Below are 15452 nucleotides of genomic sequence, written 5' to 3'. Positions count from 1 at the left end.
CTGGCCCGGTTCAAGCCGGGACAGCGGCAGAAGTAGCTCCATCGAGCCGCGGGATCGCTTCCGCGGCTACTCCATGCGCACCAGCAGGTCCTTGGCGTCGATCTGATCTCCCGGCTTGACCAGCACTTCGGCGACGACGCCATCGGCTTCGGCATGAATGGCGGTTTCCATCTTCATGGCTTCGATGGAACACAGCACATCCCCGGCAAACACCGACTGCCCTTCCCTGACCGCGAGGGTCGAGATCACCCCCGGCATGGGCGCACCCACCTGCTTGCTATCCCCCAGCGCTGCCTTGGCGCGCAGCTTGACCTCGCCGGCCTTGAGGCGATCGGGCACGGTGATGGTGCGCGGCTGACCATTGAGGTCAAAGAACACCCGCACTTCGCCCTTCTCGTTGGTTTCCGCGCGGCCGAGATAGTTGACCACCAGCGTCTTGCCCTTTTCGATGTCGACGAGCAGTTCCTGGCCCTCAACCAGCCCATAGAAGTACACCGGGGTGGGCAGCACTGCGGTGGGACCGTAGCGGTCCTGGGTCTTGGCGAAGTCGGCAAAGACTTTCGGATACATCAGCGCTGACGCCAGGCGATAATCATCGACCTCGTGCCCCACTTCCTCGGCAATGCGGGTCCGCTCGGCTTCCAAGTCCACCGGCGCCAAATAGGAGCCCGGCCGTTCGGTCAGCGGCTCGCGGCCCTTCAGCACCTTTTTCTGCAAGGCTGGCGGAAAGCCGCCCGGCGGCTGGCCGAGATCGCCGGCAAAGAACCCCACCACCGAATCGGGGAAGGCGATGTCGCGCCTGGGGTCTTCCACCTCGGCGCGCGTGAGGCCGGCCGAGACCATGGCCAGCGCCATGTCGCCCACAACCTTGGAGCTGGGGGTCACCTTGACGATATCGCCGAACATCTGGTTGACGTCGGCATAGGTCTGGGCGACCTCGTGCCAGCGGGTTTCGAGGCCAAGTGAGCGGGCCTGTTCCTTGAGATTGGTGAACTGCCCGCCCGGCATTTCATGCAGATAGACTTCGGACGCCCCCGCGCGCAGATCACTTTCAAAGGCGCGGTACTGCGTGCGCACCGCTTCCCAGTAAAACGAGATCTGCCGGATGGCCTTGGCGTCGAGCTCGCTGTCGCGCTCGCCATCCGCCAGCGCTGCCGCGAGCGAGCCGAGTGTGGGCTGCGAGGTCGTGCCACTCAGGGCATCCATCGCCGCATCCACCGCATCAACGCCTGCTTCCACCGCCGCCAGCACCGTCGCGGCGGCCGCCCCTGAGGTGTCGTGGGTATGCAGGTGAATGGGCAGGCCCACTTCGTCCTTCAGAGTTGCCACAAGCTTGCGCGCCGCGGCGGGCTTGAGCACGCCAGCCATGTCCTTGATGCCCAGCACATGGCTGCCGGCCGCTTCCAATTCCTTGGCCAGCGCCACATAGTATTTGAGGTCATATTTGGACCGGTCGGGGTCCAGCATGTCCCCCGTATAGCAGAGCACGCCTTCGCAGACCTTGTCGGCCTCGAGCACCGCGTCCATGGCGACGCGCATATTGTCGACCCAGTTGAGGCAATCAAAGACGCGGAACACATCCACGCCCCCCTTGGCGGCCTGCTGCACAAAGAAGCGCACCACATTGTCGGGGTAATTGGTGTAGCCCACGCCGTTGGAGCCGCGCAGCAGCATCTGCGTCAGGATTTTGGGGGCGCCATCGCGCACTTGCGCCAGCCGCTCCCAGGGGTCTTCATTGAGGAAGCGCATGGCGACATCAAAGGTCGCCCCGCCCCAGCACTCCAGCGAAAACAGGTTCGGCAGCCCATGGGCATAGGCCTGCGCCACCCGCGTGATGTCGAACGAGCGCATCCGCGTGGCGAGCAGGCTTTGATGCGCATCGCGCATCGTGGTGTCGGTGAAGAGAACGCGCTTTTGCGCCTTCATCCAGTCGGCGAGGCCCCTGGGTCCCGCGCGTTCCAGCACCTGCCGGCTGCCTTCCACCGCGGCGGGTGGGGCGAACTGCGGCACGACAGGGGCCGCTGCATCGGCGGGCGGACGCGGGCGGTCGCGCACTTCGGGATGCCCGTTGATCGTCACATCGGCGATGTAGCTGAGGAGCTTGGTCGCCCGGTCCTTGCGGCGGGCAATGTCGAACAGCGCCGGCGTCGTGTCGATGAAGCGCGTCGTATAGCGGTTCTCGACGAAATCTGGGTGGGTGATGATGTTTTCGAGGAACGCCAGGTTGGTGGACACGCCCCGAATGCGGAACTCGCGCAAGGCGCGATGCATGCGGGCAATGGCTTCCTCGGGCATCGGGGCCCAGCAGGTGACCTTCTCCAGCAGCGGGTCGTAATAGCGGGTGATCACCGCCCCCGCATAAGCCGTGCCGCCATCGAGGCGCACGCCAAAGCCGGTGGCGCCGCGATAAGCGGTAATGCGGCCATAATCGGGAATGAAGTTCTGCTCGGGATCTTCCGTCGTCACCCGGCACTGGATGGCATTGCCATGCAGCTTGATATCGGCCTGGAGCGGCACGCCCGATTCCGGCGTGCCGATCACCGCGCCATCGAGCAGCTTGATTTGCGCCTTGACGATGTCGATCCCCGTCACTTCCTCGGTGACGGTATGCTCCACCTGAATACGCGGATTGACCTCAATGAAATAAAATTCGTCGGTATCGGCATCCATCAGGAACTCGACCGTACCCGCGCCGCGATAGCGAGCGGCATTGCCCAGCCGCAGCGCCGCATCGGTGAGCTTGGTGCGCACCTCTTCCGATAGGTACGGGGCGGGCGCGCGCTCCACCACTTTCTGGTTGCGCCGCTGCACCGAGCAGTCGCGCTCGAAAAGATGCACGAGATTGCCGTGATCATCCCCCACGAGTTGCACCTCGACATGGCGGGCCCGTTCGACGAGCTTTTCGAGATACATCTCGTCCTTGCCAAAAGCCGCCTTGGCTTCGCGCTTGCCTTCCGAGACCTCCGCCAGCAGCGTTGATTCATTCATGATCCGGCGCATGCCGCGCCCGCCCCCGCCCCAGCTGGCTTTCAGCATCAGCGGATAGCCGATCTCGGCCGCCATGGCCTTGACCGCATCGAGATCGTCGGGCAGCGCATCCGTGGCCGGCACCACCGGCACGCCGGCGGCGATCGCCATGTTGCGGGCGGCAACCTTGTTGCCGAGATCACGCATGGTCTGCGCCTTGGGGCCAATGAAAACGATCCCCGCCGCCTCGCAAGCATCGGCGAATTCCGGGCTTTCGGACAAGAGTCCATAGCCGGGGTGGATGGCATCGGCGCCTGAGAGGCGCGCCACCCGGATATATTCTTCGATCTGCAGATAGGCCTCGACGGGCCCCTTGCCCACCCCGATCAGATAGGCCTCGTCCGCCTTGAAGCGATGCAGCGCCAGTTTGTCTTCTTCGGCAAACACCGCGACGGTCTTGAGCCCCAGCTCATTGGCTGCCCGGAACACGCGAATGGCGATCTCGCTGCGGTTGGCAACAAGGATTTTCTTGATTGGCATCGATTTAAATTCCCGGCCAGAGGGGATTGGGGCGCAACAACGCGGCTCAGAAATGCAAAGGGGTCCCGGTTGAACCGGGACCCCAATGCGCAATCACTTGCTGTTCAGATGTCCGGCGAGGTGGGACATGTCATAGCCCGCTTCCCCGGCCTGGCGGATGATCTCGCCCGCATCCTGTTGACCGGCCTGGGACAGCGCCCACAGCGTCGTAGAACGCGTGCCCGAGCGGCAAAAGGCGAAAACGGGACCGGGGCTGGCGGCAATCGCGGCCTGGGTCTGTTCCACCATGTCGGGCGACACGCCTTCGCGCCCAAGGGGAATGGCGTGATAGACGAGGCCGGCAGCCTCGGCGGCAGCGGCGATGGCGGCGCCTTCCGGCTGGTCGGGCGATTCCCCATCCGGCCGGTTATTGATGATGGTGGTGAACCCCGCGGCCTTGAGCGCTGCTACATCTTCGGGATTGATCTGGCCCGATACGGTAATGCGATCGTTGATCCGCTTCAAATCCAAGGCTCTGCTCCTGCTAGCGCCCGACTAGGGGCATGGGCGGACTATATCCACACCGGCAAGCCATGCAACCAAGACGGAAGGATAAGGGCCATGCACCGCGCTAAGGGGTAGGTGTTCCCACGCTAGGGCGCGGGCGGGCCAGCGCTAGGACTCCGTCGAGCCCAGCGCTAGGGCGCGGGCGGCGTGCCGACCCAATCGCGCCACAGCTCGCCCCGTTCGGCCACAAACCGGTCGGCCACCGCTTCCACCGTGGCGCCGGGTTCGTTGATCTGGGCGAGGAGAGTGTTCATCTCCGACACCGGCATGCTGGCCCGACTGAAATAGGCGGCAATCTGGGGGGCTTCGGTGAATACCCATTCGGCCAGCGCTCCCACCACAACGTCAGGCACAAAGGCCGACGGCTTGGGTTCGGGGCACTGGAGTCGCGCCAGGCATTGCGCCGCCGCCTCATCATAGGCGCCCATGTCGAGCCGGGCAAAGTCGAACTGCGCCAAAACGGCATTGGGCTGCCAATAATAAAAGACGAAGGGCTCCTTGGCGCTCACCGCCGAGGCGATCAGGGTATCCATTTCGAACCGGTTCGCCGGCTCGACCACTTCGAGCAGGTCCTCGAGGCCCAGCGCCCGGATCAAATTGCGGTTGATCAGGGCACAGGCCCAGTCGGCTGGACAGGAGATAAACTTGACCGGACCATCGCCCCCCAAGGCAGGCAGCGCTTCGGCGAGGCCCGCCGCACTTTCCAGCTCAGGACGGCTCGCAGCCACGTAATCTGGGATGAACCAGCCCTCGAACGCTTCCTCCCCATAGGTGTCACCGGCGGCGCGCAGCTTTTGCGCTTCCAATCCGGTGTTCCACACTTCGGCGATGCGCGTGACCCACATCTCGGGCGCAATGGCCGGCTGCCCGGTTGAACCCATGGACGAGCCCACATTGGCCATGTCGCCGGGCAGCACCTGGGTTTGGCAGCCAAAGGCGTCGCGCAACACCCGCGCATGGATCTCGGCCAGCAGCGCCGCCGAAGGCCAGCTCATGCGGGCAATCGTCATGGGCTGGCTGCCGCAGGTGGATGGCGCCGGTGCCTGGGCGGATGCGGTCCCGCCCGGGGTCTCAAGCGTTGTGACCTGCGCCAATGCGGGATTGGTGCCCAACACCACCGTCGCCGCCAGGAGCGCACTCGTCCACCACTGTTTCATGCTGCTGTTTCTCCTGCGGCGCCCGCTTTTCTATGCGCAAGGGCCGCGCGTTAAGCAACACTTCGCAGGGGCTTGCCGCTTCACCAATTGCGGATGACTCGGGGCGGGCAGATGTGCAACAGTCGCGCCCGAGGGGCATGCTTTGTGCCCCCGATTGTCGTTGTTCCACCACAAAAAGCCGCCACCAAGGCTGCTGGGCGGCGCAACCCAAGCAGAGGGATCACAATGCAGAATTTCAAGAAGACCCTGACCCTGGCCGTGGCCGCTTCGACGCTCCTCGTTGCAGCGCCCGCCATTGCTCAGGAAACCGGCGCCAAGATCGGTTTCGTCGGCGGGTTCACGGGACCCATCGAAAGCCTGACCCCGCCAATTTTTGCCGGCGCCGAACTCGTGGTCAAGCAGGTCAACGAACAAGGCGGCATCCTGGACGGTGAACTGTCCCTCGTTTCGGCGGACGGCGCTTGCGACGCCACCGCTGCTGCCGGCGCCGCCGACCGCCTGATCAACACGGAAAACGTCGTTGGTGTCGTGGGCGCGTTGTGCACCGGCGAAACCATCGGCGCCTTCAATGGCTCGGGCCTGTCGGGCAATGTCGTGTTTATCTCGCCCGCGTCTTCCGCGCCGGCGCTGACCACGCTCGAGGACAACGACCTCGTGTTCCGCACCACCCCGTCGGACGCCATGCAGGGCGTCAAGATGGCCGACCTGCTGATCAGCAAGGGCATCAACGACATCGCCATCACCTATGTGAACAATGACTACGGCAAGGGCCTGGCCGACGCGCTTGCGGCCGCCTATACCGCCGCCGGCGGCACCGTTGCCGCCAACCTCGCCCATGAAGAAGGCAAGGCCGACTATCGCGCCGAGCTGGGCAATCTGGTGGCCTCGCAGAACCTCGTCGTGCTGGCCTATGCCAATGCTTCGGGCAACACCATCCTGCGCCAGGCCGTGGAATCGGGCAACTTTACGCTCTTCGTGGGCGGCGACGGCATGGTTGGCGACGACCTGCTGACCGGCATAGATGCCGGCTCGGTCGAGGGCATGATCGCCACCCGCGCCGGTGCGCCGGCCGGCGAAGCCACCACCACCTATGTGGACCTGGCGACCGCGGCGGGCCTCGAAGCCAACGCCACCTATGCTCCCCAGGCCTATGATGCCGCCTTCCTTTTGGCGCTCGCCATCGAAAAGAACGGCTCCACCGACCGCGAAGGCCTTGTTGGCGCGCTGCGCGAGGTGGCCTCCGCTCCTGGCGAGAAGATCCTCCCCGGCGAATGGGAAAAGGCCAAGGCGCTGATCGCTGAAGGCAAGGACATCGATTACGAGGGCGCCGGCGGGGCGCTCGACTTTGATGAAGCTGGCGACGTGGACGGCATCATCGTGGAACTGGCCGTCGAGAACGGCGCTTTCGTTGAAAAGGGCGAGATCGAGTAAGCTCGGTTTTCAGCGCTCCTTCGGAAGGCCCGGGATCACCCCCGGGCCTTTTTCTTTGGGAACCTGCCGACATCAAGCGGTTTCCTGTTGGCGAGACTGGCGCGCCCTTGCCGCCCTGACCCCGGAGCACTCACCATGCAGATCAGCAGCGAAGCCGATATCCCCAGCCAAACCGGCAAGGTCGCCCTTGTCACCGGCGCCACGGGCGGCCTGGGGCTCGAAACCGCACGCATGCTGGCCGGTGCCGGCGCGACAGTGATCATCGCGGGCCGCAACGGCGAAAAAGGCGCCGCGGCCATCCGCACCATCGCTGCCACGTCCCCCCGCGGCAAACTCGATTTCGAGCTGCTGGACCTGGCGGACCTTGCCAGCGTTGCCGCCTGCGCGGCACGGGTGCTCGCCCAATATGCCCGGCTCGATATTCTCATCAACAATGCCGGGGTGATGATGCCGCCCGAGCGGCAGACCACGGCGGACGGTTTTGAGCTGCAATTCGGCACCAATCACCTCGGCCATTTCGCGCTGACCGGTCACTTGCTGCCGCTCTTGCTGAAAACCGATGGCGCGCGCGTTGTGGCGGTGTCCAGCAACGCCGCCCGGCACGCCAAGATGAATTTTGATGACCTGCAAAGCCAAGAGAACTACCAGCCCATGGCCGCTTACGGGCAATCCAAGCTGGCCAATCTTCTGTGGGCGCGCCATCTGCAAAAGCTGAGCGATAGCGAGGGCTGGAACCTGCGCGTTACGGTGGCCCATCCTGGCTTTGCCAATACCGGCCTCTTCGCCAATGTGACCGGCAAGCGCGGCATCGGACGGGTCACGGGCCTTTTTACTGGCATCTTGAGCCAATCGGCAGCCGCCGGTGCGCTCCCCAGCGTGGCCGCCGCGGTGGAAGACGATCTGCCGCGCTTGGCCTTTGTGGGCCCGGCGGGGCTGGGCGGCTGGCGCGGCAAGCCGGCGCTGGTGCAATGGCCCAAGCTTGGCGAAGACGAGGAAGCGGCCGAGCGCCTGTGGGCTGAATCGCAGAATGCCACCAATGTGGTCTATGGCTCGGGCACGCTCTAGGCGCCAGCGCCGCTAGCTGTTGAGCAGCAACAGCAGCAGCCCAACGACCAGCACCGCCATGCCCAGGAGGTCGCGCCGCTCGGGCACGGCCCGGCTGGTGACCCAGGCAAAAGCCTGCGCAAACAGAATCTCGACCAGCGCCAGGGTGCGCACATTGGCGGCGCTCGTCAGCGCAAAGCCGATAAACCAGAATTGGGAAGCGGCGGCACCGGCAAAACCGGCCGGCAGCGACTGGCGCCAGGCACCCGCGACCTTGCGCAGGGTACCGCGATCCAACAGCAGCATCCAGCCCACCAGCAGCGCCGATTGCAGCCCTAGGCCCAGCACCAGCACGACGCTCGAGCGCAGCACCGGCGAGCCTGATGGCAGCTCGAGGATCGCGGCGCGGAATCCCACGGCGGAAAGCGCAAAGAATGCAGCGGCCAAAATCCCGGTCAGCACCGATTTGGGGCCCGCCGCTTGCGCCCCACCCAGTCGCGACAACAGCAGCACGCCAAGGGTCGCAACGACAATCCCGAGCAGCGCCAGGGGCGGCAGCACTTCGCCCAGGAGCAGTAGGCCCGCCAGAGCCACCAGCACCGGCTCGGTCTTGATGATGGCGGTGGTAACGGCAAAGGAGCGGCTCTTCATCGTCCACAGCATCAGCGCCGTGGCGAGGATCTGCGACAGCCCCGCGCCGAGGGCGAACAGGACCGACCACCGGCCGACCGCAGGCAGCGGCTCGCCGCTACCCAGCGCTACGAGTAGCAGGAACAGGATGGCGAAAGGCAGCCCATAAAGAAAGCGCACATAGGTGGCACCCATCGTGCCCAACGTGCCGGTCAGGCCCCGCTGCACGCCATTGCGCACGGTCTGCAGGGCAGCAGCCGTCAGCGTCGCTGCAATCCAGAACACGCCGCTTCTCCCCTCGTCGCCGCCCGCCTAGGCGTCGCGGCGCACGGTTTCGGGGATCAGGCCCTTGGGCGCAAAGCGCAGGGCAATGGTGATCACGAGGCCAAGCACGAAGACGCGCATCTGCGCCGAACGCGACTCGATATCGGGGATGGCGCCCCAGCCGACCGAGCTCGACCAATAGCTGACAATGTCGAACACGGCGCGCGCCAGGGGTTCGCTCACCACCCAGATAAGCCAGATCAGCACGGCGCCAAACAGCGCCCCCCAATTGTTGCCGGCGCCACCCACGATCACCATCACCCAGATGAGGAAGGTGTGGTTGATGGGCTGGTAGGAGGAGGGATCAAAGATCTGCACGAAGGAAACGAGCATGGCCCCGCCAATGCCCATCAGCACCGAGCCCAGGATGAAGATCTCGAGCTGGCGCCCGGTGACATCCTTGCCCATGGAGGCCGCGGCAATATAGTTGTCGCGGATGGCGCGCATCATCCGGCCCCAGGGCCCGGCATAGGCGCGCGACACCAGCCACATGACGACGGCGAGCACGAGCAGCGCCAGCAGCAGGAAGCCACCGCGCGCCAGCAGCAGCGCCGACGTGCCGTCCCAGCCCTCAGCCTGATAATATTGCGGCAGCGGCACCGGCCACGGAATGGGCGAGACGGTCAATGTGCCGCGCGTCAGCCAGTCCATGTTCTTGATCAGCGCGCGGATGATCTCGGAAATGCCGATGGTGGCGATGGCCAGGTAATCCGAGCGCAGGCCAAGGCAGATTTTGCCGATGACAAAGGCCACGCCCGCTGCCAGCACACCGCCAAAAGCCCAGCCCAGCACGGGATGGAGCCCCAGCCCGCCGACAAAGCCATTGCCGGTCGCCTCGATATAGGCGGCGGCCGGATCGATCTGGCTGCGGTAAACGCAATAGGCCACAAACCAGGCGAGGACGATCAGCACCGTCTTGGCCCGGCCGCGCACACCCAGATGATGGGACTGCTGCGCCCCGATGACAAGCAGCGCGCCCGCGGCAAAGGCGAGGAGCGCGCGCCCCAGCAGCATCGGCCCTTCGGAGGCCCAGAACGCCGGGTCATGGGGATAGGAGATAAAGGTGACGGCGGCGCCCCCCAGCATCAAAAAGCCCATGATGCCGAAGTTAAAGAGCCCGCCATAGCCCCACTGGATATTGAGCCCCAGCGCGATCAGCGCATAGGCGGCCGCTTCCACGAGGCGGCTCGAGGTGAAGGGCGCACCCAGAACCCAGCCGACCAGCAGGATGAGGACAAAGAGCCCGCCAAACAGCGCAGCCGAACGCGCGATCATGAGGAAGCTCCCTTGAAGATACCGGTGGGGCGCACCAGCAGCGTAACCACGAGGATCACGAAGGCCACGGTCAGCTTGTATTCGGTGGGCACCAGCGCCAGCGTGGCGGGCAGTTGCAGCCAGTCGGGCAGAATGGCATTGAGCGGGCGCAGCACCATGGTCCAGTTAAAAACGGCGAGCGTTTCGGCAAAGCCGATCAGGAGGCCCCCGGCAATGGCGCCATAGGCCTGGCCCAGCCCGCCCACAATGGCGGCGGCAAAGATGGGCAGGATGATGTTGAAGGCGAGGTCGGGCTTCAGCGTCACATCGAGCGCCAGCATGGTGCCGGCCATGGTCGCCAGCGCCCCCGCAATCACCCAGGTCACCCGCACCACGAGCGCAGTGTTGATGCCCGAAACCTGCGCCAGGTCGGCATTGTCGGCCATGGCGCGCATCGCCTTGCCGAGGCGCGAGCGGGTGAGGAACAGGTGCAGCGCAATCACCGAAATGGCGGTGACGACAATCATCAGCGCCTGCGGCTCGGTGATCACCAGCGGCCGCGTCGAGCCCAAACCCGACATGTCGATGCGGAACACTTCCTTGGTTTCGGTTTCAAAAAAGGAATAGGAGCCGGCGCCGAAAAACAGCCGGATCAGGCCCTGCACCATCAGCGTCACACCGATGGAAGCGATCAGCAGCGTCACCGGCCGGGCCCCGCGCTTGCGCAGCGGCGCATAGAACCCCTTGTCGATCCCCAGCGCGAAGAGCGCCCCCAGCACCATGGCGATGGGCAGCACCACAAAGCCGGTGGGGATGGGCGTGACGATCCCCCAGGCCGCAAAGGCCCCCGCCAGCAAAAAGGCGATAAAGGCCCCCGAGGTCATCAGCTCGGAATGGGCGAAATGGGCAAAGCGCAAAATGCCAAAGATCAGCGTGATGCCGATCGCCCCCAGCGCATAGATCGAGCCCAGCACCGCGCCGGCGATCACCACCTGGTTGATAAAGAAAACAAGTTCGGTCATGCGGGCTGCCAGCACTCGATGAAGGGGTGGATGGTGGAGCGATGATCGGCGAAGGAGAGGTCCATCTCAGCCCCCAAGGAAGCTTTTGGCGACTTCGGGATCGGCGATGAGTTCGGGGCCGGTGCCGCTGAATCGGTTCTGCCCGCCCGCCAACACAAAGCCTCTGGTGGCAAAGGCCAGCGCCTGGCGCGCATTCTGCTCCACCATCAGGATGCCAACGCCTTCCTTGTTGACGCGCACGATGGTCTCGAAAATCTCGATCACATAGCGCGGCGACAATCCCGCTGAGGGCTCATCGAGCATCAAGAGCTTGGGCTGGCTCATCAGCGCCCGGCCCATGGCCACCATCTGGCGCTGCCCGCCCGAAAGTTCGCCCGTCGGCTGGCGCCGCTTTTCGGCCAGCACCGGGAACATCCCGTAAACCCAGTCCATGGTGGAGCGGAAATCATCGCGCCGGGTAAACGCCCCCATTTCGAGATTTTCCTCGACACTCATCGAGGTAAAGACGTTCTTTTCCTGGGGCACGAAGCTCAGCCCCTTGGGCACGAGCTTGTCGGGCAGGGAATTGGCGATGTTCTCGCCGCCAAATTCGATGCTGCCGCCCGTGACCTTCAAGAGGCCGAAAATGGCCTTGAGCGTCGTCGATTTGCCCGCCCCGTTGGGCCCGACAATGACGCCGATATCATGGGGCTCGATGCTCAGATCCACCCCGTTGAGGATCGGTGCGCCGCCATAGCCGCCCACCACATGCTTGAGTTCGATCAATGCCATAGCCGGCTCTCCCCGCGGGCTTGCAGCCGGGTATTCACACGCAAAAGCTCCATTCAAACCGCCTCCACCGGCGTGCCGAAATAGGCTTCCACGATCGCGGGATTGGCCCGGATCTGCGCCATCGGGCCTTCGGCGATCTTTTCGCCCTGCGCCATCACGATCACCGGATCGCACAGTCGCCCGATCAGATCCATGTCGTGCTCGATCACAAAGAAAGTGTAGTCGAGCTCGCGGTTCATCCGCTCGATATTGGCGGCGAGGTCATTGAGCAGCGTCTTGTTGACGCCCGCCGCCACTTCGTCGAGCAACACCACTTCGGCATCCACCATCATGGTGCGCCCGAGCTCGAGCAGCTTTTTCTGTCCACCGGAAAGATTGCCCGCCAGCTCGTTGCGCACATGCCCAAGCTTGAGGAAGTCGATCACATCGAGCGCCTTTTGGCGCACCTCCTGCTCGCGCGAGCGCACGAGGCCGGGCCGGAACCAGCTGTTAAAGAGGCTCTCCCCCGGCTGGTCGCCCGGCACCATCATCAGGTTCTCAAGCGCCGTCATTTTCCCAAATTCATGGGCGATCTGGAAGGTGCGCAACATGCCGGTGCGAAACAGCTGATGCGGCTTGAGGCCCGTCACATCTTTGCCATCAAAGATCACCGAACCACTATCGGGGACAATATTGCCCGCCACGATATTGAACAGGGTCGACTTGCCCGCGCCATTGGGCCCGATCAGGCCCGTAATGGAGCCTCGCTCCACCTGGAGGGAGCAGTTTCTCACGGCCTGAAGACCGCCAAAGCTTTTGGAGACGTTACGAACGTCAATCACTGCGTCAACGGACACGCGGTTCTGACCCTTGATCACTGGATAGCCAATTGCCCCGCGAACCGGGGCCGTTTGGCCGCATCTGCGCACAAGCTTGCGGACCGGTCAACCGCGCCGGGGGGCGCTAAAGCGCCGCCAGAACCGCGTCTGCGGTAGATTTATTGGGCGCAAAGGGAACATCGTAAAGCGTCGCCAACCGCGTCAGCGCCTTCACGTCAACGTCATGCGGCTGGGCCGAGAGCGGATCGATGAAAAAGATCAGCACATCGAGCTGACCTTCGGCAATCATCGCGCCCAGCTGCTGGTCGCCACCCAAGGGCCCGCTTTTGAGCAGCGTCACCGGCAAGCCGGTTTCCCGCATCACCCTTCCGCCCGTCGTGCCCGTACCCCAGAGCTCGTGCTGGCTGAGCTTGGCCCGGTGGGCATTGGCCCAGGCGGCCATTTCGTCCTTTTTGTCGTCATGGGCCACCAAACCGATCCGCGCCATCGCCTTTGCCTCCAGTTGCCGGCCCACAAAGCATGATGCCGCCCTGCCAGCAAGCGCACGCGCTTCCGCACCCCGACGGGTCACCGCTGTTTCAAACTGCTCCTGCCGATGCTAGGGGAGATCAACACTTTTTGGACCCGAACCCATGACCGCTTCCATCACCCTCACCGGCATCGCCCGCGACCTGCAAGCGCGAGCCGAAACCGGCCAGCCCATCCGCGTCGGGGTGATCGGCTCGGGCGAAATGGGCACCGATCTGGTCACGCAAATGTCGCTGATGCAGGGCATCGAGATGGCGGCCATTGCGACCCGCCGCCCCCATACCGCGCTTGCCGCCATGCAGATTGCCTATGGCGACGACAGCAAGGGCCGCACCGCCGACAGTCCCGCCCAGGCCACCGCCGCCATCGAAGCGGGCAAGATCGCCATCACCTCGGCCGAAACCCTCGTCACCACGCCCAATATCGATGTGGTGATCGACGCCACGGGCAAGCCGGGCGTCGCCGCCGATTACGACCTCTTGGCCATGGAGCATGGCAAGCATCTGGTGATGATGAATGTGGAAGCCGATGTCACCATCGGCCCCTATCTCAAGGCGCAGGCCGACCGGCTCGGCGTCGTTTATTCGGTTGGCGCGGGAGACGAGCCGTCCTCCTGCATGGAGCTGATCGAGTTCGTTTCCGCGCTGGGCCTGCCCATCGTCGCCGCCGGCAAGGGCAAGAACAATCCCCTCCGCCACGATGCCATCCCCGACGAATACCGGGAGGAAGCGGAGCGCCGCAACATGAACCCGCGCATGCTCGTCGAGTTTGTCGATGGCTCCAAGACCATGGTGGAAATGTGCGCCATCGCCAATGCCACGGGCCTTGTGCCCGATGTGCCGGGTATGCACGGCCCCAAGGCCGACCGCGACGACATGGCCAAGGTGCTGATCCCGCGCGAAGACGGGGGGATCCTCAACAAGATGGGCGTTGTCGATTTCACCGTGGGCAAGGGCGTGGCGCCGGGGGTCTTCGTCATCGTCAAGGCCGAGCATCCCCGCATCATCGAGCGCATGGATGACCTCCATATCGGCCACGGGCCTTATTACAGCTTCTTCCGGCCTTATCACCTGACAAGCCTTGAAGTGCCGCTGACCTGCGCGCGCATCATGCTGCATGGCAAGCCCGACATGGTGCCCCTGCCCCAGCCCGTGGCCGAGGTATGCGCCGTGGCGAAGCGCGACCTCGCCGTGGGCGAAACCTTCGATGCGATTGGCGAAACCTGCTACCGCTCCTTTACCATGACCATCACCGATAGCCGCGCCAAAGGGGCCGTGCCGGTGGGCCTGCTCGAAGGGGGCAGGGTGACTGCGCCCGTCAAAAAGGGCGAGCTGCTGACTTCAGCCAACAGCCAGCCGGACACCTCCACCCGCCTGTTCGCGCTGCGTCGCGAGCAGGACCGGATGCTGGGCCTCGTTTAAGGCCGCAGCACCACCTTGCCCTTGCGCCCGGGCTCGCCGCTGGCCTTGACCGCCGCGGCGATCTCCTCAAGCGGATAAATCCCATCCACCGGCAGGGTGAGCTTGCCGTTGGCGGCGTCGGCGACAAGCTCGCCGATCATCCGCGCGATCTCGGCCACCGGCGTCTTGGGCTTGGCCGCCCAGAACCCCTTGACCGTCATCTGCCGGAACAGCAACAACGCCGGGGTGATGCGCAGCGGCCGGCCGGTCATGGCGCCGAAATTAGTGATGGTGCCGCCATCGGCCATCACTTCGGCCAGCTGGGCCGGCCCATCGCCCCCCAGCGAATCGATGCCGTGCAGCGCCTTGCCTTCCCCGATCATCGCCTTGGCCTCGTCCTGCCAGCCTTCGCTCGCGGTTGAAACCGCATGCTCGATGCCCAGCGCCTTGAGTTCGGCCACCGCCTCGTCGCGCCGGACCAGGCTGATGACGCCAATCCCCTGCTCGGCCCCGAACCGCGCCACGAGCTTGCCCACCGCCCCATTGGCGGCATTCTGCACCAGCCAGTCCCCGCGCTTAAGGCCCAGCTCATGGATGATCATCTTGGCTGAAAGCGGCATCGACACGAGCTGGCAGGCGGTTTCGTCATCGACACTGTCAGGCACCGGCACCAGCCGGGCCGCGTCGCCCAGAAAATACTCGGCCCAGGTCGCCTGCCCGCCCCCGGTGACCCGCTGCCCCACCTGCAGATTGGTGACGCCCTCCCCCAAGGCATCCACCACCCCAAGTGCCTCCGTGCCGCCTGTCGCGGGCAGTTCAGGCTTGAAGCCATAGCTCCCAGCCGCGGTCATCAGGTCGTGATTGTGGATGGGCGACAGCACCATGCGCAACCGCACCTGCCCGGCGCCCGGCTCGGGCTTGGGGCGATCGCCCAGTTGGAGCACCTGCTCGGGCACGCCAAAGCTTTCGTAGATGATGCTGCGCATGTTGTTTCTCCTGCATCTGGGGGGTGATCGAAAC

Annotated in this window: 13 protein-coding genes; 3 read left to right on the top strand and 10 right to left on the bottom strand. The window is 64.6% G+C overall.

Annotation, left to right across the window (positions count from 1 at the left end; all coding sequences use genetic code 11):
- Positions 1-66: 66 nt before the first annotated feature.
- The 3 genes from pyc to AC3YOG_RS05645 form a co-directional block, all read right to left on the bottom strand.
- Entirely contained in the window at positions 67-3507 is a 3441-nt protein-coding gene (gene pyc, locus AC3YOG_RS05655) for a pyruvate carboxylase (protein WP_489934397.1), read from the bottom strand.
- Positions 3508-3600: 93 nt separating this feature from the next.
- Positions 3601-4017: a protein tyrosine phosphatase family protein gene (locus tag AC3YOG_RS05650; protein ID WP_127754766.1), complete on the bottom strand. Its 417-nt coding sequence runs from the start codon at positions 4015-4017 to the stop codon at positions 3601-3603.
- Between the two features lie 167 nt (positions 4018-4184).
- Positions 4185-5210 carry a glycine betaine ABC transporter substrate-binding protein gene (locus tag AC3YOG_RS05645; RefSeq protein ID WP_489934396.1) on the bottom strand — a complete coding sequence of 342 codons (1026 nt, stop codon included), beginning with the start codon at positions 5208-5210 and terminating at the stop codon, positions 4185-4187.
- Positions 5211-5435: 225 nt separating this feature from the next.
- On the opposite strand from AC3YOG_RS05645, the gene AC3YOG_RS05640 reads away from it, so the two are divergent.
- Positions 5436-6641: an ABC transporter substrate-binding protein gene (locus tag AC3YOG_RS05640; RefSeq protein WP_127754768.1), complete on the top strand. Its 1206-nt coding sequence runs from the start codon at positions 5436-5438 to the stop codon at positions 6639-6641.
- A gap of 135 nt (positions 6642-6776) precedes the next feature.
- Positions 6777-7706 (top strand): oxidoreductase, encoded by a 930-nt coding sequence (locus tag AC3YOG_RS05635; protein WP_489934395.1) that lies wholly within the window; start codon positions 6777-6779, stop codon positions 7704-7706.
- 12 nt (positions 7707-7718) lie between these two features.
- Here the strand turns inward: AC3YOG_RS05635 and AC3YOG_RS05630 are convergent, their stop codons facing one another.
- From AC3YOG_RS05630 to AC3YOG_RS05605, 6 genes are all read right to left on the bottom strand, one after another.
- Positions 7719-8600, bottom strand: coding sequence for an EamA family transporter (locus tag AC3YOG_RS05630; protein ID WP_489934394.1), 882 nt, complete (start codon positions 8598-8600; stop codon positions 7719-7721).
- A 27-nt stretch (positions 8601-8627) separates the two neighbouring features.
- The gene (locus AC3YOG_RS05625) at positions 8628-9914 is read right to left on the bottom strand and encodes a branched-chain amino acid ABC transporter permease (protein ID WP_489934393.1); all 1287 of its coding nucleotides are present in this window, start codon (positions 9912-9914) and stop codon (positions 8628-8630) included.
- Positions 9911-10915 carry a branched-chain amino acid ABC transporter permease gene (locus tag AC3YOG_RS05620; protein ID WP_489934392.1) on the bottom strand — a complete coding sequence of 335 codons (1005 nt, stop codon included), beginning with the start codon at positions 10913-10915 and terminating at the stop codon, positions 9911-9913. Before AC3YOG_RS05620 ends, AC3YOG_RS05625 begins: the two co-directional genes overlap by 4 nt.
- A 66-nt stretch (positions 10916-10981) precedes the next feature.
- Positions 10982-11686: an ABC transporter ATP-binding protein gene (locus AC3YOG_RS05615; RefSeq protein ID WP_127754773.1), complete on the bottom strand. Its 705-nt coding sequence runs from the start codon at positions 11684-11686 to the stop codon at positions 10982-10984.
- 53 nt (positions 11687-11739) lie between these two features.
- Positions 11740-12522, bottom strand: coding sequence for an ABC transporter ATP-binding protein (locus AC3YOG_RS05610; RefSeq protein ID WP_489934391.1), 783 nt, complete (start codon positions 12520-12522; stop codon positions 11740-11742).
- A 106-nt stretch (positions 12523-12628) separates the two neighbouring features.
- On the bottom strand, positions 12629-12991 hold the full coding sequence (locus tag AC3YOG_RS05605) for a methylglyoxal synthase (protein WP_127754775.1): 363 nt from the start codon (positions 12989-12991) through the stop codon (positions 12629-12631).
- A gap of 145 nt (positions 12992-13136) precedes the next feature.
- Between AC3YOG_RS05605 and AC3YOG_RS05600 the strand changes: the two genes are divergently transcribed.
- Complete coding sequence (locus AC3YOG_RS05600) at positions 13137-14453, top strand: NAD(P)H-dependent oxidoreductase (protein ID WP_489934390.1); 1317 nt, start codon at positions 13137-13139, stop codon at positions 14451-14453.
- Here AC3YOG_RS05600 and AC3YOG_RS05595 read toward each other — a convergent pair.
- Positions 14450-15418, bottom strand: a complete 969-nt coding sequence (locus tag AC3YOG_RS05595) for a zinc-binding dehydrogenase (protein WP_489934389.1) — start codon at positions 15416-15418, stop codon at positions 14450-14452. The genes AC3YOG_RS05600 and AC3YOG_RS05595 overlap by 4 nt on opposite strands.
- Positions 15419-15452 lie beyond the last annotated feature (34 nt).

Source organism: Devosia sp. Z6_126 (assembly GCF_058133495.1).
This window is presented reverse-complemented; position numbering and strand designations above follow the sequence as displayed.

Excerpts from the sequence above, each read along its gene's own strand:
- pyc (WP_489934397.1), bottom strand. The coding sequence starts at position 3,507 with ATGCCAATCAAGAAAATCCTTGTTGCCAACCGCAGCGAGATCGCCATT.
- AC3YOG_RS05645 (WP_489934396.1), bottom strand. The coding sequence starts at position 5,210 with ATGAAACAGTGGTGGACGAGTGCGCTCCTGGCGGCGACGGTGGTGTTG.
- AC3YOG_RS05640 (WP_127754768.1), top strand. The coding sequence starts at position 5,436 with ATGCAGAATTTCAAGAAGACCCTGACCCTGGCCGTGGCCGCTTCGACG.
- AC3YOG_RS05635 (WP_489934395.1), top strand. The coding sequence starts at position 6,777 with ATGCAGATCAGCAGCGAAGCCGATATCCCCAGCCAAACCGGCAAGGTC.
- AC3YOG_RS05625 (WP_489934393.1), bottom strand. The coding sequence starts at position 9,914 with ATGATCGCGCGTTCGGCTGCGCTGTTTGGCGGGCTCTTTGTCCTCATC.
- AC3YOG_RS05620 (WP_489934392.1), bottom strand. The coding sequence starts at position 10,915 with ATGACCGAACTTGTTTTCTTTATCAACCAGGTGGTGATCGCCGGCGCG.
- AC3YOG_RS05615 (WP_127754773.1), bottom strand. The coding sequence starts at position 11,686 with ATGGCATTGATCGAACTCAAGCATGTGGTGGGCGGCTATGGCGGCGCA.
- AC3YOG_RS05605 (WP_127754775.1), bottom strand. The coding sequence starts at position 12,991 with ATGGCGCGGATCGGTTTGGTGGCCCATGACGACAAAAAGGACGAAATG.
- AC3YOG_RS05600 (WP_489934390.1), top strand. The coding sequence starts at position 13,137 with ATGACCGCTTCCATCACCCTCACCGGCATCGCCCGCGACCTGCAAGCG.
- AC3YOG_RS05595 (WP_489934389.1), bottom strand. The coding sequence starts at position 15,418 with ATGCGCAGCATCATCTACGAAAGCTTTGGCGTGCCCGAGCAGGTGCTC.